Source organism: Aquimarina sp. AD10 (assembly GCF_003443715.1).
GTDB classification, from domain to species: Bacteria; Bacteroidota; Bacteroidia; order Flavobacteriales; family Flavobacteriaceae; genus Aquimarina; species Aquimarina aggregata.
Map to the genome: position 1 here is coordinate 393345 of NZ_CP031965.1, position 25516 is coordinate 418860.

At 33.1% G+C, this 25516-nt stretch carries 19 protein-coding genes; 5 read left to right on the top strand and 14 right to left on the bottom strand.

Going from position 1 to position 25516, the window contains the following annotated elements:
- Window positions 1-2: 2 nt before the first annotated feature.
- From D1816_RS01395 to D1816_RS01430, 8 genes are all read right to left on the bottom strand, one after another.
- Window positions 3-3428, bottom strand: a complete 3426-nt coding sequence (locus D1816_RS01395) for a hypothetical protein (RefSeq protein WP_118500896.1) — start codon at window positions 3426-3428, stop codon at window positions 3-5.
- Window positions 3429-3432: 4 nt separating this feature from the next.
- Complete coding sequence (locus D1816_RS01400; RefSeq protein WP_118500897.1) at window positions 3433-4581, bottom strand: tail fiber protein; 1149 nt, start codon at window positions 4579-4581, stop codon at window positions 3433-3435.
- A gap of 1 nt (window position 4582) precedes the next feature.
- Entirely contained in the window at window positions 4583-5632 is a 1050-nt protein-coding gene (locus D1816_RS01405) for a tail fiber protein (protein ID WP_118500898.1), read from the bottom strand.
- A gap of 1 nt (window position 5633) precedes the next feature.
- Complete coding sequence (locus D1816_RS01410; protein WP_118500899.1) at window positions 5634-6671, bottom strand: tail fiber protein; 1038 nt, start codon at window positions 6669-6671, stop codon at window positions 5634-5636.
- Window positions 6672-7103: 432 nt separating this feature from the next.
- Window positions 7104-8219 carry a 3-isopropylmalate dehydrogenase gene (gene leuB / locus D1816_RS01415; RefSeq protein ID WP_066311761.1) on the bottom strand — a complete coding sequence of 372 codons (1116 nt, stop codon included), beginning with the start codon at window positions 8217-8219 and terminating at the stop codon, window positions 7104-7106.
- A 103-nt stretch (window positions 8220-8322) separates the two neighbouring features.
- Window positions 8323-8910 (bottom strand): 3-isopropylmalate dehydratase small subunit, encoded by a 588-nt coding sequence (gene leuD / locus D1816_RS01420; RefSeq protein WP_118500900.1) that lies wholly within the window; start codon window positions 8908-8910, stop codon window positions 8323-8325.
- A gap of 2 nt (window positions 8911-8912) precedes the next feature.
- On the bottom strand, window positions 8913-10295 hold the full coding sequence (gene leuC / locus D1816_RS01425) for a 3-isopropylmalate dehydratase large subunit (RefSeq protein WP_066311757.1): 1383 nt from the start codon (window positions 10293-10295) through the stop codon (window positions 8913-8915).
- 74 nt (window positions 10296-10369) lie between these two features.
- Window positions 10370-11542 carry a 2-isopropylmalate synthase gene (locus tag D1816_RS01430; RefSeq protein WP_082832353.1) on the bottom strand — a complete coding sequence of 391 codons (1173 nt, stop codon included), beginning with the start codon at window positions 11540-11542 and terminating at the stop codon, window positions 10370-10372.
- A 208-nt stretch (window positions 11543-11750) separates the two neighbouring features.
- Between D1816_RS01430 and D1816_RS01435 the strand changes: the two genes are divergently transcribed.
- The 3 genes from D1816_RS01435 to D1816_RS01445 all read left to right on the top strand — a co-directional run bounded on the left by D1816_RS01435 (window position 11751) and on the right by D1816_RS01445 (window position 16529).
- Window positions 11751-13295 carry a hypothetical protein gene (locus tag D1816_RS01435; RefSeq protein WP_066311755.1) on the top strand — a complete coding sequence of 515 codons (1545 nt, stop codon included), beginning with the start codon at window positions 11751-11753 and terminating at the stop codon, window positions 13293-13295.
- Between the two features lie 180 nt (window positions 13296-13475).
- Window positions 13476-15662 (top strand): T9SS type B sorting domain-containing protein, encoded by a 2187-nt coding sequence (locus D1816_RS01440; RefSeq protein WP_118500901.1) that lies wholly within the window; start codon window positions 13476-13478, stop codon window positions 15660-15662.
- A gap of 6 nt (window positions 15663-15668) precedes the next feature.
- Complete coding sequence (locus D1816_RS01445; protein ID WP_232517357.1) at window positions 15669-16529, top strand: DMT family transporter; 861 nt, start codon at window positions 15669-15671, stop codon at window positions 16527-16529.
- A 47-nt stretch (window positions 16530-16576) separates the two neighbouring features.
- Here D1816_RS01445 and D1816_RS01450 read toward each other — a convergent pair whose 3' ends face one another.
- Genes D1816_RS01450 through panB form a run of 3 tightly spaced genes read right to left on the bottom strand, consistent with a single transcriptional unit; the run spans window position 16577 to window position 18826 of the window.
- Window positions 16577-17272, bottom strand: a complete 696-nt coding sequence (locus tag D1816_RS01450) for an RluA family pseudouridine synthase (protein ID WP_118500902.1) — start codon at window positions 17270-17272, stop codon at window positions 16577-16579.
- A 1-nt stretch (window position 17273) separates the two neighbouring features.
- Window positions 17274-17999: a hypothetical protein gene (locus D1816_RS01455; RefSeq protein ID WP_118500903.1), complete on the bottom strand. Its 726-nt coding sequence runs from the start codon at window positions 17997-17999 to the stop codon at window positions 17274-17276.
- Window positions 18000-18007: 8 nt separating this feature from the next.
- The gene (panB, locus tag D1816_RS01460; protein ID WP_066311743.1) at window positions 18008-18826 is read right to left on the bottom strand and encodes a 3-methyl-2-oxobutanoate hydroxymethyltransferase; all 819 of its coding nucleotides are present in this window, start codon (window positions 18824-18826) and stop codon (window positions 18008-18010) included.
- Between the two features lie 104 nt (window positions 18827-18930).
- Between panB and D1816_RS01465 the strand changes: the two genes are divergently transcribed.
- Window positions 18931-19455, top strand: a complete 525-nt coding sequence (locus tag D1816_RS01465) for a nuclear transport factor 2 family protein (protein ID WP_158597788.1) — start codon at window positions 18931-18933, stop codon at window positions 19453-19455.
- A 52-nt stretch (window positions 19456-19507) separates the two neighbouring features.
- On the opposite strand, the gene D1816_RS01470 is transcribed toward D1816_RS01465, so the two are convergent.
- Window positions 19508-20932, bottom strand: a complete 1425-nt coding sequence (locus D1816_RS01470; RefSeq protein ID WP_118500905.1) for an L-serine ammonia-lyase — start codon at window positions 20930-20932, stop codon at window positions 19508-19510.
- A 230-nt stretch (window positions 20933-21162) separates the two neighbouring features.
- Here D1816_RS01470 and dnaK point away from each other — a divergent pair, with 230 nt between their 5' ends.
- Window positions 21163-23073: a molecular chaperone DnaK gene (dnaK, locus tag D1816_RS01475; protein WP_118500906.1), complete on the top strand. Its 1911-nt coding sequence runs from the start codon at window positions 21163-21165 to the stop codon at window positions 23071-23073.
- Window positions 23074-23126: 53 nt separating this feature from the next.
- On the opposite strand, the gene D1816_RS01480 is transcribed toward dnaK, so the two are convergent.
- Both D1816_RS01480 and ggt read right to left on the bottom strand, forming a co-directional pair.
- A complete protein-coding gene (locus D1816_RS01480; RefSeq protein ID WP_118500907.1) occupies window positions 23127-23825 on the bottom strand; it encodes a DNA alkylation repair protein in 699 nt (232 codons plus the stop codon).
- Entirely contained in the window at window positions 23803-25509 is a 1707-nt protein-coding gene (gene ggt / locus D1816_RS01485; protein ID WP_118500908.1) for a gamma-glutamyltransferase, read from the bottom strand. The genes D1816_RS01480 and ggt overlap by 23 nt, the downstream gene beginning before the upstream one ends.
- Window positions 25510-25516 lie beyond the last annotated feature (7 nt).

Consider the following 25516-nt stretch of genomic DNA (forward strand, 5'->3'; position numbering starts at 1 on the left):
GATTAGTTTTTGTAGTTATACTTGTTTTCTGATACGAGATTACCATCGGCATCTTTTACAAATTCCAGACGGTTAAAGAGATCATAATGATAATACATGGTATATCCCCTTGGATCAGTCATACTAGTGACACCAATAATTGGATCATAGGTATACGTAGAAGTCATTGCTTGTGGTAATTTTTCTCTTAATGAATTTAATGAAGACATAGCGCCTTCATCCAAATTTTTGAGTGCTGCTACGGTAATACCTAATGCACCTGCAACCTCGGCATATGTGGTGTTTTGAATTTTAGCAATGGCATATTGTTTATTGTACCCCCAAACATAAACCGTGTGTGTATCCTTAGTTAAGGAAACTTCTAATACATTATTATTGGCATCATAGTCGTGAAAGAAAAAGCGATCCTCTAAATTCCCTGATTGTTTACTATCCTGTATTTTAGACGGTAAAATCATATTAGTTGTTGAAAATTCATCAAAAAATGTTAATCGTTCATTTAAAACAGTATTGTCTTTTAAATTTTTTGTGAATACAGGAATTGCTATTCGATTTTGATTTACTAAATCTTGCATATATGGTTTTGTTGAAATCCCATTTTCGCTATCAAAAGGGTAATAGGTATATGATTTAAGGATAGTGTTATTTTCTGAAGTAGAAGTAGTACTTAGTTCTGGTAAATATCTTTCGTTATAGGTATTCGTTTGAACGGTCTTTATAACTTTGTTGTTATGATATTCGGAATTTTCTTTTTGTGTCAAAAGCGATAATTGCCCTTTTTGAGTATATCCATATGAAGCAATTACATTAACAGTTGTTAAGTGAGCTCTTACAACAGGAACTGATGTTAAAGTAACATCTTGATATGTGGCGTAGTTAATGAAAGATTTAGTTTCACCATTTACATCAATAATTTCTTCAGTAAATAAATTACCGTTTTTATAGTCAAAAGAGATAGGGTCTACACCAATCAAATAGGCATTGCCGTAGTGGACATCTGTGTATGACTGACTAATTTGTGCTGATTCTAATGCATATTCATAGGTAGCTCCTATAAACATTGAAAGGTGTTGATTTTTTGTGTTTACAAAATTAGATCTAATTACTCCATTGTTACTACCGTCTTCGGTTTCATTTCTTTCTTCGACAAAACTATAGCCTATATGACTTCCTTGTGCGGCGTAGTCTAAGTTTAGTGGATTACCAGAAGACATTGTGAATCTTCCTCCAAAATCTTGAGGCGTGTAATCATAAACACCAGCTTTTGAATGGTATACTAATTCATTCATAAGAACTCCAGAAGAAACGGTTGTTCCGTATTTACCTTCTGTGTAAGTATATGTTTTTTTAGTAATGAATTGATTATTATGATCTTTATTAGTTACAGATTTTACTCGAGCACCTCCGACTTCAAATTCTTCAAAAGGAAAGGAATTTACATCTGGGGATTTGATATAGAATGCTTTAGGGTTTTTTGCCGAAACAGCTGCTGAAAACCCTCCAGGAGGCCAGTCATAAGAATTAATTTTTAGTTTATATGTACCGTTAGGTAGATTAAGACTTTCTTCGCTTACAGAAGAGACATTGGCATATTTTATGATTTCATAGACCTTTGATGGATCGTTAACATTTTCTATTCTAAAAACATATTGTGGTCCGGCGGCACCTAAGTGACAGTTATAACCACATTGAAAACCTGTAGAAGCTTTGAAATTATAACTAAACGGTAAATCTTGTGCAGAGTTAATGGTAAATATGCTTCCTGATCCAATTGGGGTATAGAAACTTTGTAGGTTAGTTCGTTTTAGATATTGATAATTATAACTAAAACCGGTTGAATTTGTATATGGATCACTATAGTCAACAGTAGGTTTATCAATAGTAGCCTTATTACTTTCATACTCAAAAACTGTATATCCTTTTGTAGGATAAGTAACCTTTTCTAACAATCCAATTTTACCATACGTAATATCACTTCCTCGATTTACACCTTCAAAATCTAAAAAAGCATTTTTATTATTGATTGCGCATCTCACAACTCTACCAAAAGATGGTATACGGTTAGTATTATCTTTTCCATTATAAAATCCCCAAAAATCTTCAGCTTTCGAGTTTTTTGCAGGCAATGAATTTGAAGATATATAATCAAAGCTAAATTTTTGATTAAGAACTACTACCTCGTCAAGTTTCAAACGAAGGTATTTTTCTTTTTTATAGTCATCTGTATCTTGATTTTTATCGGCATTAAAATAGGTATGAGTTAAACTGGCAGATTTTCTAATTACTCCATTATAATCTTTAATAACAATAGAAGATAATTTTTTAGGTTTTTGGTTTATATCTACCGGAATGGCTAAAGGAAATGTAAATGGAGTTTGAAATCTAGAAGAAATATCTTCTCTATCTGTAAGTCCAAAAGTTACACTACCAAATCTACCAGAAATTTGATTTAGATATAAACTTTCAAAACCAGTAATATATCCAGTGATTGTCTTAGTAGATACTTCGCCATCGATATGATCAAGACCATTTACAGTTCCTCCAAAATCACATAAGTTAAAATCACGAGATTCTGAAAATGAAGGATAACTCATATGAAACCCTTTCTGATAGGAGAAAAACAACTCCTCACCATTGGGAGCTTGTATTTTATCTAAATGCCAAGAAGAAACTTTGTGTCTTGTTCTGCTACCATCAGCTGTTTGATAATTAATTACACCCAGAGCACTTTCCTCGGTATCTAAAGTACCAGATCCACCTAAACCACTTCTATATGCTGTGGTAAACTCTTTACTACCAAAAAAGAAGCGGTAGCCAAGACTATTAATAATTTCAAAAGATTTAGTACTTGTGTTATAAAATACCTTTGTATTTGCATTGTTTAGTACGTTTGCGCTAATAGTATTGGTATTTCCTTTTTTTGGAAGAGTAAACTTAATAGATTGACCAAAAAGACTAATGTTAAACAAATCTGGTTCAGTATCTATTGGATTTGTACTATATGCGGTTACTAACTCTTGTTGTTGAGTAGCTGATAGAGGATAAGTATAATTGTTACTAAACAAATAACCTACGGCTCCTTCATTATTGGTCAAATCATCATATCCTTTTATCTGTCTGGATATAATAGCATTTGCAGATAAATTCCATCCTAATCCGACCCAAGAAGCTTCTTGTGATACCTTAATTCCACCAGTATTATAAGAAAGACTAATGGGAATAGAAATTTCTTGAAAAGAAATTTGATGAATTGGGACGCCAATATTTGCAGTTCCATTATATTTTCCAACAGGAACTTCTCCAAATTTTCCTAACTCCGAAGTAGTTGGACTTGGAGGAATTAATTCTGAAAAATAGCCTTTGCTATCTTGAGATAAGCCTACAAAATGCAGTATAGATAAGATTGTTAATGCAATATACTTTTTCATGGATTTATTCTTTAATAAGTAGTTTTTCTATTGTAACAAGTCGAGCCTCCAGCTCATTATTTTTGCTTTGAAGTTTTTTATTGACCGTCGTCTGTTGCTGTAATCGTTTTTCCTGATCAATAGTGTAGAGGGTAAGCTCTTCAATTTTTTCTAAGAGTTTCATATTCATAAGGCCTAGATCAACACCTTCAGTTTCTAAAACTTTTGCAGATGGGATATTGGGTAAATGACCCTTTTCTTTGATATGCTGTTGTACTTGTGCTATAGTTAATAGATCATAGTCTTTTTTAAATACATAATCCGGTGCAGGAACACTTAAATCTATTTTTACTTCTTCGGCATGTATTTTACCTTTTACCGTTAGTTTTGAGTCTGGTTTTGAAGTTCCGATACCGACATTTCCATTTTGGTGAATCCCTATAGAACCAGAAGAGGTTTTTAATAAAATACCATAGTATCCGGCTAATTGTACAGAGGAGACCTGATCATCATTAGATAAATCGGTAAAATTTGACCTTCCTGTACCGTACCACGGGCTATCGTTTATTCTATCATTAATATTAGAAACTGAAAACCTTTGTGCACGAATACCATTCCCTTCAACATGCAGTTTAGCCGTTGGATTAGTTGTGCCAATACCAACGTTACTTGTTGTTCTTGAAACAGACAGTGCTACGACATCAGGTTGGCCTATTAAACCAATACCATTTCCTGTATTTGTTCTTAATAAGGACCAATCGCCTACATCGTTATCCCTATATAAAAGAAGATCAGTATTACCATTTTTTAAGGCTAAAGAACCTTGAATTTCTAATTTGTGAGTTGGATTTGACATGCCGATCCCTACATTTCCATTATCTTTTATTATCATTCTTGATAAAGCCCCACCGTTTATATTGGTAGTTTTAAAAATGATATTACTTCCTATAGAGTTATTATTATCTATTTCTATTTCCCCTCTAGTATATCCGTCATTTGATACTCCAATTCGTAAAGCTCTAGTCGTGGTATTGTTAGAAAGTAAATAATTTCCCCAACTTCCTTCTGAAATAGCCCCTTCAGAAGGAAGTTCAGTTTCATTCTTATTTGGAACTTGGGCGTAAGCCTGAAAACCAATTGCTATGAGTATAGTTAATATAAATATTGGTTTCATATTACTTTTTTATTTGAGTTAATATTAATGCCATTTTCTTCTCTAATTTTTTTATTTTATTTTCCTGATCAATAGTATAGAGGGTAAGCTCTTCGATTTTTTCCAACAATTTCATATTCATCAATCCTAGATCAACACCTTCGGTTTCCAGAACTTTTGCAGATGGGATATTGGGTAAATGACCCTTTTCTTTGATATGTTGTTGTACTTGTGCTATAGTTAATAGATCATAGTCTTTTTTAAATACATAATCCGGTGCAGGAACACTTAAATCTATTTTTACTTCTTCGGCATGTATTTTTCCTTTCACGCTGAGTTTGGCATCTGGTGCCGTAGTGCCAATTCCTACACGTCCGTTGTTAACAATAAAATTTCCTCCGGATTTAAACTGATAATTAATGATATTATCTTGTTTGATTTTTAATCCATCACTTTCTATTTGAAAATTATAAATTTGATTAGGCGAATAGTGTGTATCTTTTAATGTCAAGAGCGAATTGGACCATTTATCTGTTTCAATTTGTAGTTTTCCTGAAGGAGAATTGGTTCCTATTCCTATGTTACCATTAGTTTGTATAAAGAATTCTTCTTTTCCAAATCCATCATAACCACCAACCCAATAGTGTAAACCTTTATCGTCTGCACCAAAATCAACCTTTCCTTCACCGCTTCCGACTCTGTTAAGTTGTACTTGAATAGAGCTATTTAAAGCGTCAACCTGTAACTTTTGAGATGGGTTTGTAACACCTATACCAAGATTGCCTTGATTTACAATAAAGTTCCCACCCGATTTAAATTGGTAATGGATGGCATCATTTTGTTTGATTTTTAATCCATCGCTTTCAATCTGAAAATGATAGGTTTGAAAAGGAGTGTAATGGGTGTCTTTTAAGGTAAATAAGGATGGTGACCATTTATCGGTTTCTATTTGTAGTTTTGCTTCGGGAGTAGTAGTTCCTATGCCGACATTTCCATTGGGTAATTCGGTGATTTGTGCTTGTGTTACTATAAAACTTGCTAATAAAAATCCTGTTACAATTATTTTTTTCATCTTATTTCTTTAGTTGTGTTATTAGTAATGTTATTTTTTTCTCTAAATCTTCAATTTTAGAGCTTTGATTTTCTAATTTTTTTATTTTATTTTCTTGATCAATAGTGTAAAGGGTAAGCTCTTCAATTTTTTCCAACAATTTCATATTCATCAATCCTAGATCAACACCTTCGGTTTCCAGAACTTTTGCAGATGGGATATTGGGTAAATGACCCTTTTCTTTGATATGTTGTTGTACTTGTGCTATGGTTAATAAATCATAGTCTTTTTTAAACACATAGTCTGGAGCAGGAACACTTAGGTCCACTTTAATTTCTTCGGCATGTATTTTTCCTTTTACGGTTAGCTTAGAGTCAGGAGCAGTAGTGCCAATACCTACATTTCCCAGATGATCTATAACCATTCGTTGAATTGTACCACTATTTGCAACACCAATAGTTTCAAAACTTAAAAGACTAGGGCTTGTGGAACCATTCCAATTTCCAGTTCCTAGAAACCTAATTGCTGCCGCAGTTTCACTAATTCTTCCTGCACTATCATCATCTACAACCCATGTAATTCCATTAAGGTTTTTTCCATTGGCTATTCCTTGGTTTGGAGTTGATAAAGTAATTCCTCCTTGATGAATATCAAATTTGTCAAATGGATTATTAGTTCCGATTCCTACATTTCCTTTATGATCAATTATCATTCGTTGAACAGTTCCTTCACCAGCAGCACCAATAGTTTCAAAACTTAAAAGACTAGGGCTTGTGGAACCATTCCAATTTGAAGTTCCTAGAAACCTAATTGCTGCCGCGGTTTCACTAATTCTTCCTGCACTATCATCATCTACAACCCATGTAATTCCATTAAGATTTTTTCCATATCCTATTCCTTGATTTGGAGTAGATAAAGTAAGTCCTCCTTGATGAATGTCAAATTTATCTAATGGAGTAGTAGTTCCTATGCCGACATTTCCATTGGGTAATTCGGTGATTTGTGCTTGAATACTAATAAAGTTTCCAAGTAGTAAAATAATCGTTAGTATTTTCTTCATTTTTGTTTAGAGGTTTGTAGTGATATGTATTTATGTCTTTATAATTAAATTTGTTACCTAATTAATTTATTTTGTTTTTTGAAATTTTGAGATACAGTGTATTTCCTGCTAAAAAAATATTCTTTTCTATAGAGGATTAATAAGGTATTTCAAAGAAATAGGTTGTAAAAGTGCGGGCGAAGATATAAAAGAATACTACCTATTAGGACTTGGAGAATATTTTGTTAATAACTACTTGATTCAGATTTTAGAACGTATGGTAACTACTTGTTTTTAATGATTTGGAGATCATAGTTTTATTAGTAGTGTCTGTTCTTCTTGATTGCTTATGTTATTCACATAAAAAAAGCAACTAAGGAATTCCTTAGTTGCTTTTGACTAAACAAAACAGTTTGAATACTAATCTGTAAATGAAATTAGATTAGCAGAAAATTATATAATTGTAGATTGCCCTACATGAATATTTTCAAAATTAATATTAGAATCTTCTGGATTTAAAATGTAATCTGTAATAAAATCTCCAACCTTTTCTGTAGATAGTGGATTACTAGTATTTAAATCTGGTGTCGTAATATTTAGTTCTAAGGCTTTTTCTACAGCGTCTCTAATAGCATTAGCTTCTCCTACTAAATCAAAATGTTCTAATAACATCGCAGCAGATAAAATTGCAGCAATAGGGTTAGCTATTCCTTTTCCGGTAGCTTGTGGGTACGAGCCATGTATAGGTTCAAACATGCAACAATTATCTCCAACAGAAGCAGAAGCTAATAAACCGATAGAACCACCAATAACGCTGGCCTCGTCTGATATAATATCGCCAAACATATTTTCGGTAAGGATGACATCAAATTGACTAGGGTTTAAGATCATTTGCATAGCAGCATTATCAACAAATAAGAAGTCCAGTGTTACGTCTTTATATTCTTGCGCTACCTCGGTTACGACTTTTCTCCATAATCTTGACGATTCTAACACATTGGCTTTGTCAACCAGAGTTAGTTTGTTTTTTCTTTTTTGTGCAGCTTTAAATGCCAAATGTGCCACTCGTTCTATTTCCATTTTAGAATATTCACAAAGGTCAGAAGCTACAGTACCGTCATCACTTAAATGTTTTTTCCCGAAATAAATACCGCCTGTAAGTTCTCTATATATTGAAATATCAGTACCTTCTATGATATCTCTTTTTAAAGGAGATTGATCTATCAGTGTAGGATATGCTTTTACGGGTCTAATATTCGTATATAATCCAAGTTCTTTTCTTAATTTTAAAAGCCCCTGTTCTGGTCTAACGGGCGCGCTGGGATTATTGTCATATTTAGGATCCCCGATTGCACCAAACAAGACAGCGTCTGTATTAACACACAATTCTAATGTCTCGTTAGGTAAAGGGTTTCCGGTTTTGTCTATTGCTATAGCACCTACTAAAGCTTCTTTAAAAATAAAAGTGTGGTCAAAACTATGGGCAACAGCCTCTAATGCCTTTATAGCCTGGGCGGTTACTTCTGGCCCAATACCGTCTCCTGATAATACTGCGATATCTAATTTCATCTATTTATTTCTTTATTTCAATTTTTTATTTATTTGGTTATATCAGGATGTTCAAAAATGTGACTTCTATTTGCACAAGCCTAATTATAAAGGTAAATTATATTTATGATAAGGTTTTCTCGAAAGCTTCTATTTCTGAAGTATTGCTTAGTAAAAAGTCAATATCATCATATCCATTAATTAGACATGTTTTTTTGTACGGATTAATTTCAAATATAGCAGATGCTCCTGTAGCTAAAAGTGTTATTTGTTGATTTTCTAAATCTACTTGGATTTCTGTTTTTGAATCTTTTTCGATAGCATCAAATAGTTCTTTTAAGAATTCTGGAGATACTTGTACAGGTAATACTCCGTTATTTAGTGCATTTCCCTTAAAAATATCTGCAAAAAAACTTGAAACAACAACTTTAAATCCAAAATCATGAATGGCCCATGCTGCGTGTTCTCTACTAGAACCGCATCCAAAATTATCTCCGGCAACTAGAATACTGCCTTGAAATTTTGTGTCATTTAGAACGAACTCTTCATTTTCACTTCCATCTTTATGAAAACGCCAATCTCTAAAAAGATTTTTTCCAAAACCATCACGATTGGTAGCTTTTAAAAAACGAGCTGGAATAATCTGATCGGTGTCTACATTTTCTATAGCCAATGGTATAGCAGTAGAGCTTAATTTTACAAACTTATCCATGATTAATTAAGTTGTTTAGTAATGTCAATAATTTTTCCTTCGATTGCTGTTGCTGCTGCTACCAATGGACTTGCTAAAATTGTTCTTGATCCTTGTCCTTGTCTTCCTTCAAAATTTCGATTAGAAGTAGATACACAATATTCTCCTTCTGGTATTTTATCATCATTCATCGCTAAACAGGCTGAACAACCGGGTTGTCTAAGGGTGAACCCTGCATTTTCAAAAACTTCATTAAGACCTTCTTGTACGATCTGTTCTGCAACTTGTTGTGAACCCGGTACAAACCAGGCAGTGACGTTATCAGCTTTTTTCTTTCCTTTTATATAATTTGCTGCTACTCTAAAATCTTCTATTCTACTATTTGTACAGCTCCCTATAAACACATAATTGATCTCTTTATCTACTAGAGATTGTCCTTTTTCAAAATTCATGTATGCTAATGATTTTTCAAAAGAAGCATTATTTTCTACTGGGATATTTTCTGATATTTTAATACCCATTCCAGGATTAGTTCCGTAGGTGATCATAGGTTCGATATCGGCGGCATCAAAGTGATATTCTTTATCAAAAATCGCATTTTCATCTGTCGGCAATGTTTTCCAATAGGCTACCTTTTTATCAAAATCAGCCCCTTGAGGAGCAAATTCTCTACCTTTTACATAGTCAAATGTAGTTTGATCAGGAGCAATCATACCACCACGAGCTCCCATTTCAATACTCATATTACAAACCGTCATACGGCCTTCCATAGACATTTCTTCAAATACATTACCTGCGTATTCGCAAAAATACCCTGTACCTGCATTTGTACCTAGTTTTGAGATAATATATAGTATTACATCTTTTGGTAATACGCCAGACTTTAAGGTTCCGTTTACGTTTACACGTAGACTTTTTGGTTTTTGAAGTAGTAAACTTTGGCTAGCAAAAACTTGTGCTACCTGGCTGGTTCCTATTCCAAAAGCAATAGTGCCAAAGGCTCCGTGAGTAGAGGTATGGCTATCACCACAAACCATAGTCATTCCTGGTTGCGTAATCCCCAACTCTGGTGCCATAACATGCACAATGCCATTATATTTATGACCAAGTCCGTATAAGGTAATGTTGTTTTTTTTACAATTTTCGGTAAGCTGAGCCAATTGATTTCTTGACAAAGCGTCTTTTACGGGTAAATGTTGATCGACAGTTGGTGTATTATGATCGGCCGTAGCTACAATTTGATCTGGTCTAAAAACAGGAATTCCACGTTGTTCTAGCTCTCCAAATGCTTGGGGACTTGTAACTTCGTGGATAAGGTGTTTATCGATATACAATATCTGAGGACCGTTTTCTATCTCTTTGACGACATGTGCGTCCCAAACTTTATCAAATAAGGTCTTTTTCATTCGTTTCTCTTAAAAATACTTCAAATTATTAACTGATATGTGTAATTTATATTTCGAAGTATGTTATATAGTATTTATGCAACAACGGCGGCTGCTACATTTGTATTTTTCATGATTTGATGAATATCTTCATCGATAACTTCTTTCTTTTTATCTGCAAAATTTAAAAATTCGGTATAAACATCGTCTAATTGTAACTTGGTTAATTCATATCCTACTTTCTTTGCTCTATAGGCCAAAGCTGCTCTACCACTTCTTGCGGTTAACACTATTGCAGATTCTGTTACTCCTACGTCTGCAGGGTTTATGATTTCATAAGTCTCGCGATTTTTGATCACGCCATCCTGATGTATTCCTGAACTATGTGCAAAAGCATTAGCACCTACTATAGCCTTATTTGGTTGTACAAGTACTCCCATATGATCAGAAACCATAAGACTTGTTTCGTACAATAGTTTTGTGTTAATTCCTGTATTTAATGCTAGATCCGGATGCTGTTTTAATACCATTACTACTTCTTCTAACGAAGTATTCCCGGCACGTTCTCCAATTCCATTAATAGTGCATTCTATTTGTCTAGCGCCATTAATAGCTCCAGCTACTGAGTTGGCTGTTGCTAATCCTAAATCATTATGGCAGTGACAAGAAATAATTACATTGTGTATGCCTTTTACATTTTCTTTTAGATACTTTATTTTAGCACCATATTCTTCGGGTAAACAATATCCTGTAGTATCAGGAATATTAAGTACGGTAGCTCCGGCTTTGATCATTGCTTCGCAAACTCTTGCCAAAAATTCATTATCCGTACGTCCTGCATCTTCTGCATAAAACTCGACATCTTCAACAAAAGATTTTGAATATTTTACAGCAGCAATACCACGTTCGATTACCTTTTCTTGTGTAGAATTAAATTTATATTTGATATGTGATTCAGAAGTTCCTATACCAGTATGTATTCTTGGTCTGGCAGCATACTTTAATGCCTCTGCAGCAACCTTGATATCATTTTCTACGGCACGTGTAAGGCCGCATACTGTAGCATTTTTTACAATTTTAGCTACTTCATTGACTGATTTAAAGTCTCCGGGGCTTGAGACAGGAAATCCTGCTTCTATAATATCGACTCCTAATAGATCAAGTTGTTTGGCAAGTACTACTTTTTGCTCAGTATTAAGTTTACAACCTGGGACTTGCTCTCCATCTCTTAGGGTAGTGTCGAATATTTGGACTTTATTATCGCTCATGAGAATTTAGTGAATTATATGTTCAGTACTTTTATAAAAAAATCATCTTTTTAAAATATTATTGAGAAGATGTTTCTTAAATCTCTTACGAATTTATATTTTGGGAATTCAAAAGGGAAGTATTTGATAGCTGGTTTTACAATGCTAAACTAATTTTGTGAAACTTTAATCAATTACAAATCAATTAATTACAATATATTTTCTTACAATGACTATTGATCAAAAAGATCCTTTGTTTGTTTTAGTGAAATCACTTTCTAAATCTGAAAAGAGGCAGTTTAAGGTGTATGTAGGGCGATTAGGAGTAAATACAGATTCTAAATTTTTAGCACTTTTTAATCATTTAGATAAACATGATATTTTAGACGAGGATCTTATTGTAAAGAAAGGAATTGTGAAAAAACAACAACTTTCAAATTTAAAAGCTCATCTGTACAAGCAAATATTAATAAGTTTAAGATTGAGCCCTCTTCATCAAAATATGCGTTCTCAGATAAGAGAACAATTAGACTTTGCATCTATTTTATACCATAAGGGCCTGTATAAACAAAGCCTAAAGATATTAGAAAAGGCAAAAGTCATGGCAAAAGAAAATGAAGAACATAATGTTGCTTATGAAATAGTTGAATTAGAAAAAATAATAGAAACCCAATACATAACAAGAAGTATTAATAGCAGAGCCGATGAACTGACGATAGAGGCTAAGATGTTGAGCATGAAAAATGTATTAACCAGTCGTTTATCAAATTTGTCACTTCAGTTATATGGTTTGATGTTAAAAAGTGGATATGTACGTAATGATAAAGAGCATACTATAATTACGAATTATTTTAATAGTAAATTACCTAAGTACGAATGGAACTTAATGGGTTTCAGAGAAAAACTATGGTTATATAAAGCACATTTATGGTATAGTTTTATGATTCAAGATTTTTTATCGTGCTATCGTTATTCTAAGAAATGGGTGGACTTATTTTATGAACATCCTAAAATGATGATTCAAAACCCAGTTTTCTTTCTTAGAGGAAATCATTATTTGTTAGAATCTTTATTTTTAATAAAGGATAAAACGCAATTAAAATCTACCTTATTTAATTTTGAAGAAGCTATTAATAAAGATACGTTTCCAAAAGATGATAATATAGAGGTTTTATCATTTCAGTTTATTTATAATAATAAACTTAATATTCATTTTCTAGAAGGAACTTTTGATGAAGGAGAGCATTTGGTAAATGAAATTCTAAAGGGTATAGAAGATTATAAAAACCGTCTTGATGATCATCACATTATGGTTTTTTACTATAAAATTGGATGCCTTTATTTTGGAATGGCAAATCATAAAAAATGTATAGAATATCTTGCTAAAATCATCAATAATAAATCATTAAAAATGCGAGAAGATTTAATGTGTTTCTCTAGAGTTTTAAGCTTGGTTGCCCATTATGAAGCCGGAATGGACTATCACTTGGAAACACAATTAAAAGAAACATATCGTTTTTTAATTAAAATGGATGACCTACATGAAGTCCAAAAAGAAATGATCAAGTTTCTAAAAAACCTCGGGGATATTTTTCCACATCAAATTAAAGACGAATTTAGGAAGTTACATAAAAGATTAAAAGAATATGAAGAACATCCTTATGAGAAAAGAGCATTTTTATATTTAGACATCTTATCATGGTTAGAAAGTAATATCGAGGGTCGCCCTGTAGCAGATATTATTAAAGAAAAATCTAAAAAATCTTCACGTTAATTTTGTTTAGAGATTCTAAAGTAATAAAACGGTTAGTATTGTCTGTTAAGTAATATCAGATCTGTAGAACAAGTTATGTTAAGTATTTGTTAAAGAATTGATGTTTAAGTAGGGACTTTTATACTTAATGTGTTATTAAGCTATAGCAATTACTATGAAAATCTGTTAGATACAGAAAATATGAAAGTAAAAAGAATACTTGGTAATATCTTATTCATAACCTTAATGATTTTTACCAATATTGTTAAAGGACAAATTACCGTTGATGATCGTTCATTTACAGCGCAACAACTTATCGAGGATATTTTAATTGATAGTCCATGCGCTGTTGTAGAAAATATAGTATCTTCTACAGGAACTGCAGCTGGTTTTAATGGTATTGGATATTTTGAAGAAAATGGTTCTGGCTTTGAGATCGATAGAGGTATTGTATTAAGTACTGGGAACGCAAGAAGTGCTATTGGTCCTAATAACCCTGACACAACAGGAGAAGGAGATGGTACTGGATGGAGAGGAGACGCTGACTTAACTCGAATTACAAGCACTCCAAATTTGTTTAATGCATCTTTTATTCAGTTTGAATTTGTGCCAGCAATCGATTTTATAAGTTTTGATTTTTTATTTGCTTCAGACGAATATGTTGGTACTTTTCCTTGTACTTTTTCTGATGTTTTTGCTTTTATTCTTACAGATTCTTCTGGGAATTCAAGGAACTTGGCTGTTTTACCAGGTACAACGATTCCTATTAGAGTAACTACTGTTCATGATGGGGTTGATTTAAATATGGATGGAGATTACATAGATACATTTGTTGATTCAGCAGAATGCCCTCCTACAAACGAAGAATTTTTTAATACCAGAAATTTAATAGGCTCAAATTCACCTATAAATTTTAATGGATATACTAAAGTGTTAAAAGCATCGGGAAATGTTATACCTAATGAGCGATATACTATAAAATTGGTAATAGCAGATAATATTGATGGTAATTTTGATTCTGCTGTATTTTTATCTGCAGGTAGTTTTAATATCGGTGGGGATTTAGGAGAAGATAGAACTATTGCAAACGGTAATCCAGGATGTATAGGAGATTCGATTATCCTGAATGCTAATGTTGGATCAGGATCTACTTATGTTTGGATGAGAAATGGCATTCCATTGGTCCCAGAAGATGGAACCACAATATTAGATGGAGGCGCAAAATTAGAAGTTACACAAAATGGGACGTATACTGTTGGTATTGATATTTCAGGTAAATGTAGAGCATCAGATTCTGTAATAGTTGAGTTTGTTGCTTCCCCAGAAATTATAAATGCACCAGTAGATATTAATTCTTGTAACCCAGAAGGAAATACGACAACGGTATTTGATCTTACTAGAAATTCTAGTGTCGTACTAGGGGCACAAGACCCTTCATTGGTAAATATTTCTTATCATTTAAATGAAAACGATGCAAAGAATTATACAGGATTAAGTACAGATAATGTAATAGATAATCCCGGAGCATATACGAATACAAGTGCAAATCAAACCATTTGGATTAGAATAGCAGAACTTAATCAAAAATGTTATGAAATAGCTTCGTTTAAAATTTCAGTATTTCCTGTCGAGCCATTTCAAATAGAAAATGAATATTTAAGATGTTTAGAACGGGATGGCACATTAATCAATTTAAAACCTACAAATACTATCGACCTCAATCTAGATCCAACAATATATGATTTTCAATGGTATACAGGTATTCAACCTATTACAGGAAATGAGATTATCGGAGAAACAAGTAGTTCATTTCTACCACTTACTGCGGGAGATTATACAGTTTTAGTTACAAATAAAACTATAGGATGTACGCTACCTAAGACTATTAAAGTTATAGATTCTTATCCGCCAGAAAGTGTTACTGCAGAACTTATTTCGGGAGCATTTTCTAATAACGGTACAATTGAAGTTACAGTTACAGGTTTAGGAACGTATGAATATAGAATTGATAATGGCAACTGGCAAGAAGAAGCTGTGTTTACTAAAGTTTCAAAAGGAGAACATACAATAACAGTAAGAGATAAAGGAGAGTGTAATGAACTATCTACCACTATAAGTTTAACATCTGATTATCCTGAGTATTTTACACCAAATGGAGATGGTTTTCATGATTTTTGGCAGATTAAGGATACTAAAAATATTACAATTTCAGAGGTTTTAATTTTTGATCGATATGGTAAATTACTTGTAAATCTTGGACCTAAAGGAAACTGGGACGGTACTTTTAACGGAAAACCATTGCCATCTAATGATTATTGGTTTAAAGTTTTATATAGAGAAAATGAAGAATTTAAAGAATTTAAAGCTAATTTTACACTCTTAAGATAGATACCATTGCCAAAGAATAATCACCACCTTAAGAATATTTTAGAGTTAAATATAGCAATGCTCCTTATCAGTACTTCGGGAGCGTTAGGAAGGTACATAGATATGCCTGTACCTGTAATTATAGGTTTTAGAGCAATTTTTGCAGGAGCATTACTTTTTGCTTTTTGTAAATGGAAAAAAAATTCGTTTCAGATAGGGAGTAAGGATAGGGCCACAATTATATTAAGTGGTATCCTAATGGGATTGCATTGGATTACATATTTTTATGCCTTGAAGTTGTCTAATGTTGCAATAGGTATGTTGTCAATTTTTACGTATCCAGTAATTACAGCTTTGCTAGAACCTATTTTATTGAAAACAAAATTTCAAAAAATACATATACTATTAACTCTTTTAGTATTAATAGGAATATACTTTTTAGTACCTGACTTAGATTTTAGTAATACATATACAAAAGCAGTTGTTTTAGGAATAATTTCTGCGGTATGTTATTCACTTCGTAATCTTATTATGAAAACAAAAGTAAGTAGTTATAACGGTTCTGTACTAATGTGGTATCAATTGGTAGTAGTGAGTACTATTCTTTTGCCGTTTATATTTTTTATGGATAGTTCTGGTATCACTTCACAATGGTTCCCTACTTTGATGCTAGCGTTATTAACCACGGCAATCGGTCACACATTGTTTTTGGGTAGTTTTAAAAAGTTTTCAATCACTACAGCAAGTATTATAAGTAGCATACAACCAATATACGGTATTATTATTGGTATGATTTTTTTAGGCGAAATACCTGAAATTTCAACTATAATTGGTGGAGTTTTGATTTTAACTTCGGTGGTCATAGAAAGTGTACGGGCATACAGATAAAACGAGAAGCTCATTTTATACCTTTAAGAAATGCTAAATTCTTTTTATTAAATACAAGCTTTCCAAATAGGATCAGTAGGAGGGGGCGCTATAATGTGAATAGGTTCTTTTTTTACAGGATGTATAAGTTTAAGTTCTCTGGCATGTAGATGTATACTACCATCTTTATTACTGCGTTGTGCTCCATATTTTAAATCTCCTTTTATAAAAGACCCAATAGTAGAGAGTTGTGATCGTATTTGATGATGTCTTCCTGTATGAAGTGCGATTTCAAGTAAAAAGTAACGCTCTAGTTTTTTCAATAGTTTATAGTCTAGTATAGCCTTCTTACTATCAGAAACTTCATTTTTATGAGCGTATGATTTATTTTGTTTTGGATTGCGTTTTAGCCAATGTACTAGAGTGTCTTTGTCTTTAGGAGGTTGGTTTTTTACAATTGCCCAATATGTCTTTTTTGCTTCTTTATCAGCAAACAATTTATTTAATCTAGGTAAGGCTTTACTAGTTCTTGCAAACAATACTATTCCACTAGTGGGGCGGTCTAATCTATGAACTACGCCAAGATAAACGGCGCCAGGTTTATTATATTTTTCGGCAATATATTCTTTAACAACATCGCTTAAAGGTTTATCTCCTGTTTTGTCCCCTTGTACAATATCTCCAGGTCTTTTATTTACAACAATAATATGATTGTCTTCATAAAGGACTTGAAGGTTAGCTTTAGTCGAGATAATTTTAGACATTTTAAGATTCCTCTAATATGTTATCATTTAATGGCTTTTGTGTATGTTTCAAAATCCATTCTAATGTATTTGTATTTACAGTATTTGGGGCGTTAATTTTAATAATAACAATATCATTAAACATGAGTTGAATTTGGTGATCTGATTTTTCAATAGTAAGTGAAGACACATCACCTTCGATAGTTTTTTTACCGATATCAAAGGGCTTTTTAAAATAAAAAGTGGCGTTATTCACTTTAAATTCAAACCCAAGATACTCGATAAATCTACTAAGACCATTAATAATCATTTTTATTCCGGATAACCCAATCGTTATTAAAAGAATACCCATAAAAAAAGAAAATAAGTTGAGCTTTTCTTCGCCAATAAAAAGATAAGAAATGTTACCTAGACCTATGATACCGATAATAAAAAAAATAAGACCAACAATGATGGCCAAAATATCAACAAGTAACCCTTTTAAAGATCTTTGGATTTCAAAAACTGTATCACCAGATTGTCGAATTGTAAGTCCTAGGTTTCCTAAATACTTAAAATCTCGTATTTCTTTTTGTTCAAGATCAATATCCCTTACTAAATTATCAAATAAAGACGGGTGTTCTATATCGTTAATAGTTCGACTTAAAAACTCTTTTTTAAGTTCTTTTTTAGCAATAAAAGACAATTTGGTATGTCTTGATAAAGTAGTTTGTAATTCTTTATCAGTAAATTTAGAATATAAACCCATATATTTTTTTAATACTGCTCACTATCATTAGGAAAATCAACAGCCTTTACATCTGTAACATATTGTTTAAATGCATTAGTCATTTCGGTATACAAATCGAGGTAGCGTCTTAAAAAACGTGGATTAAATTCGTGTGTCATTCCTAGCATGTCATGAGTTACCAATACTTGTCCGTCAACACCGTTTCCAGCACCAATTCCTATAATTGGAATAGTTAAGCTTTCTGCAACTTCTTTAGCCAATTTGGCAGGGACTTTCTCTAATACTATAGCAAAACATCCTGCTTTCTCTAGCATTAAGGCATCTTCTTTTAGTTTTTGAGCTTCTGCTTCTTCTTTTGCTCTTACTGTATATGTACCAAACTTATATATAGATTGCGGAGTAAGACCTAGATGTCCCATAACTGGGATACCTGCATTAAGAATTCTTTTTATAGATTCTTTAATTTCTTTACCACCTTCTAATTTTACTGCATGTCCACCTGATTCTTTCATAATTCGTATCGCAGATCGAAGTGCTTCTTTTGGATCACTTTGATAACTACCAAAAGGTAAATCAACAACGATTAGAGCTCTGTGAATCGCTCTAATAACAGAAGAAGCATGATAAATCATTTGATCTAAAGTAATTGGTAAAGTAGTTTCATGACCAGCCATTACATTAGATGCAGAATCCCCAACAAGAATTACATCAACGCCTGCACCATCTACAATCTTAGCCATTGTATAATCATAAGCTGTGAGCATGGATATTTTTTCTCCATTAGCTTTCATTTCCACAAGGGACTTTACGGTAACGCGTTTGTAATCTTTTTTTGCTGTAGACATTTGAAATAATTTTTTGAGATGTAAAAGTAATCATTTACCAATATCGTAACAAGTGTATACCATTTTTGATGCTTTTTTATTTTAAAGAAATAAAAAATGATAATATGAAAACCTTATTTTTGATAAAATCAAAAAACAATATTATGTATAAGCTATGTATATCTGCAGTATGTATTTTTTTATGTTCATTTAGTGTTAATGCCCAAAAAGATGGTTCAAAAGATGAAGTATCACGATATAAAGAAGAGGTAAAGCAAACTATTTTGAACTTTTTTGAAGGTTTTCATGAAGGTGATACATCCAAAATAAAAAAAACTATAGATCATAATATTGCTATGCAAACTATAGCAAAAAACAAAGAAGGTAAATTAAGAACAGTACAAACAGATGTAAAAAAGTTTCTTGATGTAATACATAATCGACCTGCTGATCAGCGTTGGGATGAACGATTATTACTTTTTAAAATAGATACCGATAGTGGTATTGCTAATGCCTGGACACCGTATGAATTTTATGTAAATGATAAATTTAGTCATTGCGGAGTTAATGTTTTTCAATTATTTAATGATGGAAATTCTTGGAAAATAATTGCTATTGCCGATACTAGAAATAAAGAAGGCTGTAAATAATTTGACGTTAAATTGTTGTTTGAATATAAATATGACTAAACGTGAATGTTGTTTAACAATCACTTAAACTTACTTTAACGGCGAGACCACCTTCGCTTGTTTCTTTGTACTTTGTATTCATATCCAGAGCAGTTTCCCACATAGTAGCAATAACTTTATCTAAAGGTACTTTGGCATTTGCAGCATCGGTATCCAGTGCCATTTCGCAGGCGTTTATAGCTTTAATTGCTCCCATAGCATTACGTTCTATACAAGGTATTTGTACTAGACCGCCAATTGGATCGCAGGTTAAGCCTAAATGATGCTCCATTGCTATTTCACTAGCCATAAGAACTTGTTCAGGAGTTCCCCCCATTAGTTCTGTTAATGCTCCTGCTGCCATTGCAGAAGAAACACCAATTTCAGCTTGACAACCACCCATCGCGGCAGATATTGTGGCACCTTTTTTAAACAAACTACCAATCTCTCCGGCAACTAACATAAATTGTTTTACATCGTCAAAATTAGCATCGTGATTTTCGATAACCATATAATACATCATTACTGCCGGAATAACACCTGCACTGCCATTAGTTGGAGCTGTTACAACTCTTCCTAATGATGCATTTACTTCGTTTACAGCCAGAGCAAAACAAGAAACCCATTTTAAAATCTGACGAAATTTCACTTCGGTGTCACGAATAGATTCTATCCATTCTGTTGGGTTGGTATATGTAGTGGTACCTATAAGTTTCTTATGAGTGTCAAATGCTCTACGTCTTACATTAAGACCCCCAGGCAATGTTCCCTCTGTATGACAACCTGTATACATAGATGAAAGCATAACATCCCAGATTTTTGTTATTCTTTCATCAATTTCAGAATCACTTCTTAAAGAACGTTCATTTTCAAGAACTATTTCTGATATTTTTTTGTTTTTGGCAGTACAATATTCTAATAAATCGGTGGCTTTTTGAATAGGAAGAGGAAAACATTCAAAAGCTTCTAGTTTTTTTTCTTTTCTTTTTCGTTCCTCTTTTACTACAAAACCGCCTCCAATAGAGTAGTATGAAGATGAAATTTGCTGACCATCATTTAATATAGCATGAAATGTCATTCCGTTAGGATGAAATTCTTTAAATTTTGAATTAAAATTGATTTGAGACTCAGGATCAAAAGAAACCGCTAACTCATTATTAAATAGAAGTTGTTTTGAATTCTTGATGGTATCGATTATCGAACTAATTTGGGATACATCTATAGTTTGCGGATCATAACCACATAATCCTAAAATAACTGCAATATCAGTGGCATGTCCCTTGCCCGTAAGAGATAATGAACCATAGAGATCAACTGAAATTGTATCAACAGATGTAAAGGTGTTGTTGCTTTTTAGTTCGGCGATCCATCTTCGACCGGCTCGCCAAGGGCCTAAAGTATGTGAACTAGAGGGGCCAACTCCTATTTTGAGCATATCAAAAATACTGATACATTCCATAATTCGTAATTAGTCAATAAATTTATGGGTTAAATATAGTTTTTTGATAATAAAGAAACTTACTTTTTGTGAAATACTTAGAAAGTATTTTAAAGAGCATTAGTATCATTGTTTTTAGAATGGTTAAAGAAATCATAATGACATCCTGTCATATAAAAAGCAATGGCATAATCATTGACTTAAGAGAATTAAATTATTATGAACAGTAGTATAACAATTTATTATAAAAGATGAGTAAAATAATAGGAATAGACTTAGGGACAACCAACTCTTGTGTTTCTGTAATGGAAGGTAATGAGCCTGTAGTAATCCCTAATGCCGAAGGTAAAAGAACAACTCCTTCAGTAATTGCTTTTGTAGAAGGTGGAGAAATTAAAGTAGGAGATCCTGCAAAGCGTCAGGCGGTTACGAATCCAACTAAGACTATCTCTTCTATAAAGAGATTTATGGGAAATAAATTTTCTGAATCAGCTAAAGAAGCAGAAAGAGCTGCTTACAAAGTTGTAAAAGGAGATAACGATACACCTCGTGTTGATATTGATGGTCGTCTATATACACCACAAGAATTATCTGCTATGACACTTCAGAAAATGAAGAAAACAGCAGAAGATTATCTTGGACAAGATGTATCTAGAGCAGTAATTACTGTACCAGCATACTTTAATGATGCTCAACGTCAAGCGACTAAAGAAGCAGGAGAAATTGCAGGACTTAAAGTAGAACGTATAATCAATGAACCTACTGCCGCAGCATTGGCATATGGTCTAGATAAAAAAGGTACTGATCAAAAAATCGTAGTATTTGATTTTGGTGGAGGTACTCATGATGTATCTATCCTAGAATTAGGAGACGGTGTATTTGAAGTATTATCAACAGACGGTGATACACACTTAGGAGGTGATGATGTAGATCAAAAAATTATAGATTGGTTAGCAGAAGAATTTAAGGCAGATGAAAACATGGACTTACGTAAAGATCCAATGGCCTTACAACGTCTTAAAGAAGCTGCAGAAAAAGCTAAAATAGAATTATCATCTTCTGCACAAACTGAAATTAATTTACCATATGTTACTGCTACAGCTAGCGGACCTAAACACTTGGTAAGAACTTTATCAAAAGCTAAATTTGATCAATTAATTGATGATTTAGTAAAACGTACTGTAGAACCATGTCGTACAGCTCTTAAAGCAGCTGGATTATCAACTAGTGATATAGACGAAATTATTTTAGTAGGAGGGTCTACTCGTATACCTGCTGTACAAGAAGCTGTAGAAAAATTCTTTGGAAAAGCACCAAGTAAAGGGGTGAATCCAGATGAAGTAGTAGCAGTAGGAGCAGCAATACAAGGAGGAGTACTGACAGGAGATGTTAAAGATGTATTGTTATTAGATGTTACGCCTCTTTCTTTAGGAATAGAGACTATGGGTAATGTAATGACAAAGCTTATTGAAGCTAACACAACTATCCCTACTAAGAAATCACAGGTATTCTCTACAGCAGCAGATAATCAGCCATCAGTTGAAATCCATGTATTACAAGGAGAACGTCCTATGGCGGCAGATAATAAAACAATTGGTCGTTTCCACTTAGATGGTATTCCACCAGCGCAAAGAGGTACGCCACAGATCGAAGTTACTTTTGATATTGATGCAAATGGTATCATTAAAGTATCTGCTACAGATAAAGCAACTAATAAGTCTCAAGATATTCGTATCGAAGCTTCTTCAGGATTAACAGAAGAAGAAATAGAGAAAATGAAGCAAGAAGCAGAGGCTAATGCTGAAGCGGATAAAGCGGCAAAAGAAACTGCAGACAAGTTGAATGAAGCTGATGGAATGATTTTCCAGACAGAAAAGCAGTTGACAGAGTTTGGCGATAAAATTTCTGAAGATAATAAGAAACCTGTTGAAGAAGCTTTAGAAGAATTAAAGAAAGCTTATGAAACTAAGGATCTTGCTATTATACAACCAGCACTTGATAAGATCAATGAAGCTTGGAAAGCTGCTAGTGAAGAAATGTATAAAGCACAGGCTGAAGCACAACAAAATGGACAACCAGGACCTGATGCAGGTGCAGACCAAACAGGCGGTGGTTCTGAAGGTAGTGATGTAGAAGATGTTGACTTTGAAGAAGTAAAGTAACATTTACAACATATAGATAAAAAAATGCGCAGTATTACTGCGCATTTTTTTATTTACTTAATCCTCTTTAAAGCTTCTTTATTTGATAAAGGTTTAAGTCCCGCAGTCGAAACGAACTGAAGAACCTCTTCAGAATTTACTTTTGAATATTCCCGTAGTGCCCATCCAATTGCTTTTTTAATAAAAAATTCATTAGAATATTTGTGGTTATCACATAGAGAAAACAACAATTTTGAATCAGTCTTTTCCTTATACCCAAGCTGAAATAAAATGGCACTTCTGTTTAACCACATATTCTTTGAAGAAGAAAATTGAGAAGTTACAATAGCGACCTGATTTGGAAACTGAAGAAGATAATTCCCTAAAATATGTTTTGCAATAAAATCAACAGAATCCCACCAAGAGTTTGTTATGATTAATTTTTGAATAAAGTCTATATCTGTTACTTCATACTTCTTTTTAAGAAAACGATCTATAAGTTCTATAGCGCAATAATGTAATTCTCGTTGGGGTTTTTGGTATAGTATCTCTGTTATCTCAATAACTTTTTTTCTTGTTAGTTCAGCTTTAAAACTAGTAATAGTTTCTTTCAAAATTGCTTTTCTGATAGGAGCTTTTACTCCATATAATTTGAAAATATTTTTCAAATATTTTTCCATAGCAAAAGCTGTATCCGCATCTGCATTATTTTCAAATTTTAATATTAACTCAGAAATAAAACTCATCATCTTAAAATCCAACAGCTGTATCATCACCACGTCTATCTGCACCTCCTTCTAGGGTGCCATCGGGTAATACAAGAATGCCATCAACCTTACCAATAATTTTAGAGGTTTCTTCATCAATTTTGTATCCTTTTTGCCTTAAACTGTCCAGAATAGCAGTATCAAATAAGTTGGGTTCAAAAACAACTACATCTGGCAGCCATTGATGATGAAATCTAGGTGCATTTACGGCATCTTGCATCGTCATACCAAATTCTTTTACATTAAGTATGGTTTGTAAAACAGAAGTGATGATAGTTGAACCACCTGGAGTTCCTACAGACATCCAAAATTTTCCTTCTTTTTCAACAATAGTAGGTGTCATAGAGCTAAGCATTCTTTTTTCGGGTGCTATAGCATTGGCTTCGGCACCAATTAATCCAAACATATTAGGAACTCCAGGTTTAGCACTAAAGTCATCCATTTCATTATTTAGAAAGGTTCCTATTTCTGGGGCATATAATTTTGAGCCATAAGCTCCGTTAAGTGTTATAGTAACCGAGATAGCGTTTCCAAATTGATCGACAATAGAGTAGTGAGTCGTTTCATCGCTTTCATATCCAGGAATCATACCGCAATTTATAGCAGAAGATAATGTTGCTTTTTCAAAGCTAAAATCTGCCATTCGTTCTTGTAAATATGGTTCTCCTATTAATGTATCTATTGGTATTTTTGTAAAATCGGGATCACCAAGATAAAAACTACGATCTGCATAAGCTCTGCGTTCGGCTTCTGTAATTACCTGAATAGTTTTTGTTTGGTTATGCCCGTATTTGGAGAGATCATACGGTTCTATCATTTTCATGATTTGGGCGAGACAAACTCCTCCGCTAGAAGGAGGTGACATAGATATAATAGAAAGGTCTTTATACGTAAAACGTACTGGTTCTCGCCATTTTGCTTCATATTTAGCTAAATCTTCCATGGTGATAATCCCACCATATTCCTGTACTCGATTTACAAGTTTTTTTCCAGTTTCACCTGTATAAAACTCAGATGCACCATTTTTAATAATGCGTTCTAAAGTAATAGCGAGTTGTTTATTTTTTAAAGTATCTCCTGTATTAAAGGAATTCGCAAACAGTATAGTATCTTTATTTACTTCAATAAAAAGGTCTTTAAAATGATCAAAACGTAGTTTTTGCTTTTCGGTGATAACGAAACCACGGTTTGCTAATGCAACTACTGGGGTTAAAATTTCTTCTATAGGTAATGTTCCAAATTTTTTGTGCACCGCAAAAATTCCGGCAATTGTTCCGGGTACACCAATGGCTAAAGCGCCTACCTGACTTTTTTCAGAAACAACTTCACCATTTTCATCCAGATACATGTCTTTTGTAGCTGCTAGAGGTGCTTTTTCTCTGTAATCTAATGCTCCAGTTTCTCCATCTGCTTTGCGATACACCATAAAACCACCACCACCTAGGCTACCAGCAAAGGGGTATGCAACCGCAAGTGCCATTTCTGTTGCAACCATGGCATCAAAAGCATTGCCTCCTTTTTTCATAATCTCGGTCCCAATCTTAGAAGCTTCTTCTCGTGCAGATACTACCATAGCTTTCTGTGTGATATTACCACGTAATGGTGTGTAGGTAGAAAGTGCTTTTTCAGGAGTTTTTTTACAAGAAATAAAGAGTAAAATAGTAAGTAAGAAATAGACTGTATATTTCATTTGTATA

Coding starts and splice junctions, on each gene's coding strand:
- D1816_RS01410 (WP_118500899.1), bottom strand. CDS start 6,671: ATGAAGAAAATACTAACGATTATTTTACTACTTGGAAACTTTATTAGT.
- D1816_RS01430 (WP_082832353.1), bottom strand. CDS start 11,542: ATGAGCGATAATAAAGTCCAAATATTCGACACTACCCTAAGAGATGGA.
- panB (WP_066311743.1), bottom strand. CDS start 18,826: ATGTCTACAGCAAAAAAAGATTACAAACGCGTTACCGTAAAGTCCCTT.
- leuD (WP_118500900.1), bottom strand. CDS start 8,910: ATGGATAAGTTTGTAAAATTAAGCTCTACTGCTATACCATTGGCTATA.
- D1816_RS01465 (WP_158597788.1), top strand. CDS start 18,931: ATGAAAACCTTATTTTTGATAAAATCAAAAAACAATATTATGTATAAG.
- ggt (WP_118500908.1), bottom strand. CDS start 25,509: ATGAAATATACAGTCTATTTCTTACTTACTATTTTACTCTTTATTTCT.
- D1816_RS01405 (WP_118500898.1), bottom strand. CDS start 5,632: ATGAAAAAAATAATTGTAACAGGATTTTTATTAGCAAGTTTTATAGTA.
- dnaK (WP_118500906.1), top strand. CDS start 21,163: ATGAGTAAAATAATAGGAATAGACTTAGGGACAACCAACTCTTGTGTT.
- D1816_RS01480 (WP_118500907.1), bottom strand. CDS start 23,825: ATGATACAGCTGTTGGATTTTAAGATGATGAGTTTTATTTCTGAGTTA.
- leuB (WP_066311761.1), bottom strand. CDS start 8,219: ATGAAATTAGATATCGCAGTATTATCAGGAGACGGTATTGGGCCAGAA.
- D1816_RS01435 (WP_066311755.1), top strand. CDS start 11,751: ATGACTATTGATCAAAAAGATCCTTTGTTTGTTTTAGTGAAATCACTT.
- D1816_RS01470 (WP_118500905.1), bottom strand. CDS start 20,932: ATGGAATGTATCAGTATTTTTGATATGCTCAAAATAGGAGTTGGCCCC.
- D1816_RS01440 (WP_118500901.1), top strand. CDS start 13,476: ATGAAAGTAAAAAGAATACTTGGTAATATCTTATTCATAACCTTAATG.
- D1816_RS01395 (WP_118500896.1), bottom strand. CDS start 3,428: ATGAAAAAGTATATTGCATTAACAATCTTATCTATACTGCATTTTGTA.
- D1816_RS01400 (WP_118500897.1), bottom strand. CDS start 4,581: ATGAAACCAATATTTATATTAACTATACTCATAGCAATTGGTTTTCAG.
- D1816_RS01450 (WP_118500902.1), bottom strand. CDS start 17,272: ATGTCTAAAATTATCTCGACTAAAGCTAACCTTCAAGTCCTTTATGAA.
- leuC (WP_066311757.1), bottom strand. CDS start 10,295: ATGAAAAAGACCTTATTTGATAAAGTTTGGGACGCACATGTCGTCAAA.
- D1816_RS01455 (WP_118500903.1), bottom strand. CDS start 17,999: ATGGGTTTATATTCTAAATTTACTGATAAAGAATTACAAACTACTTTA.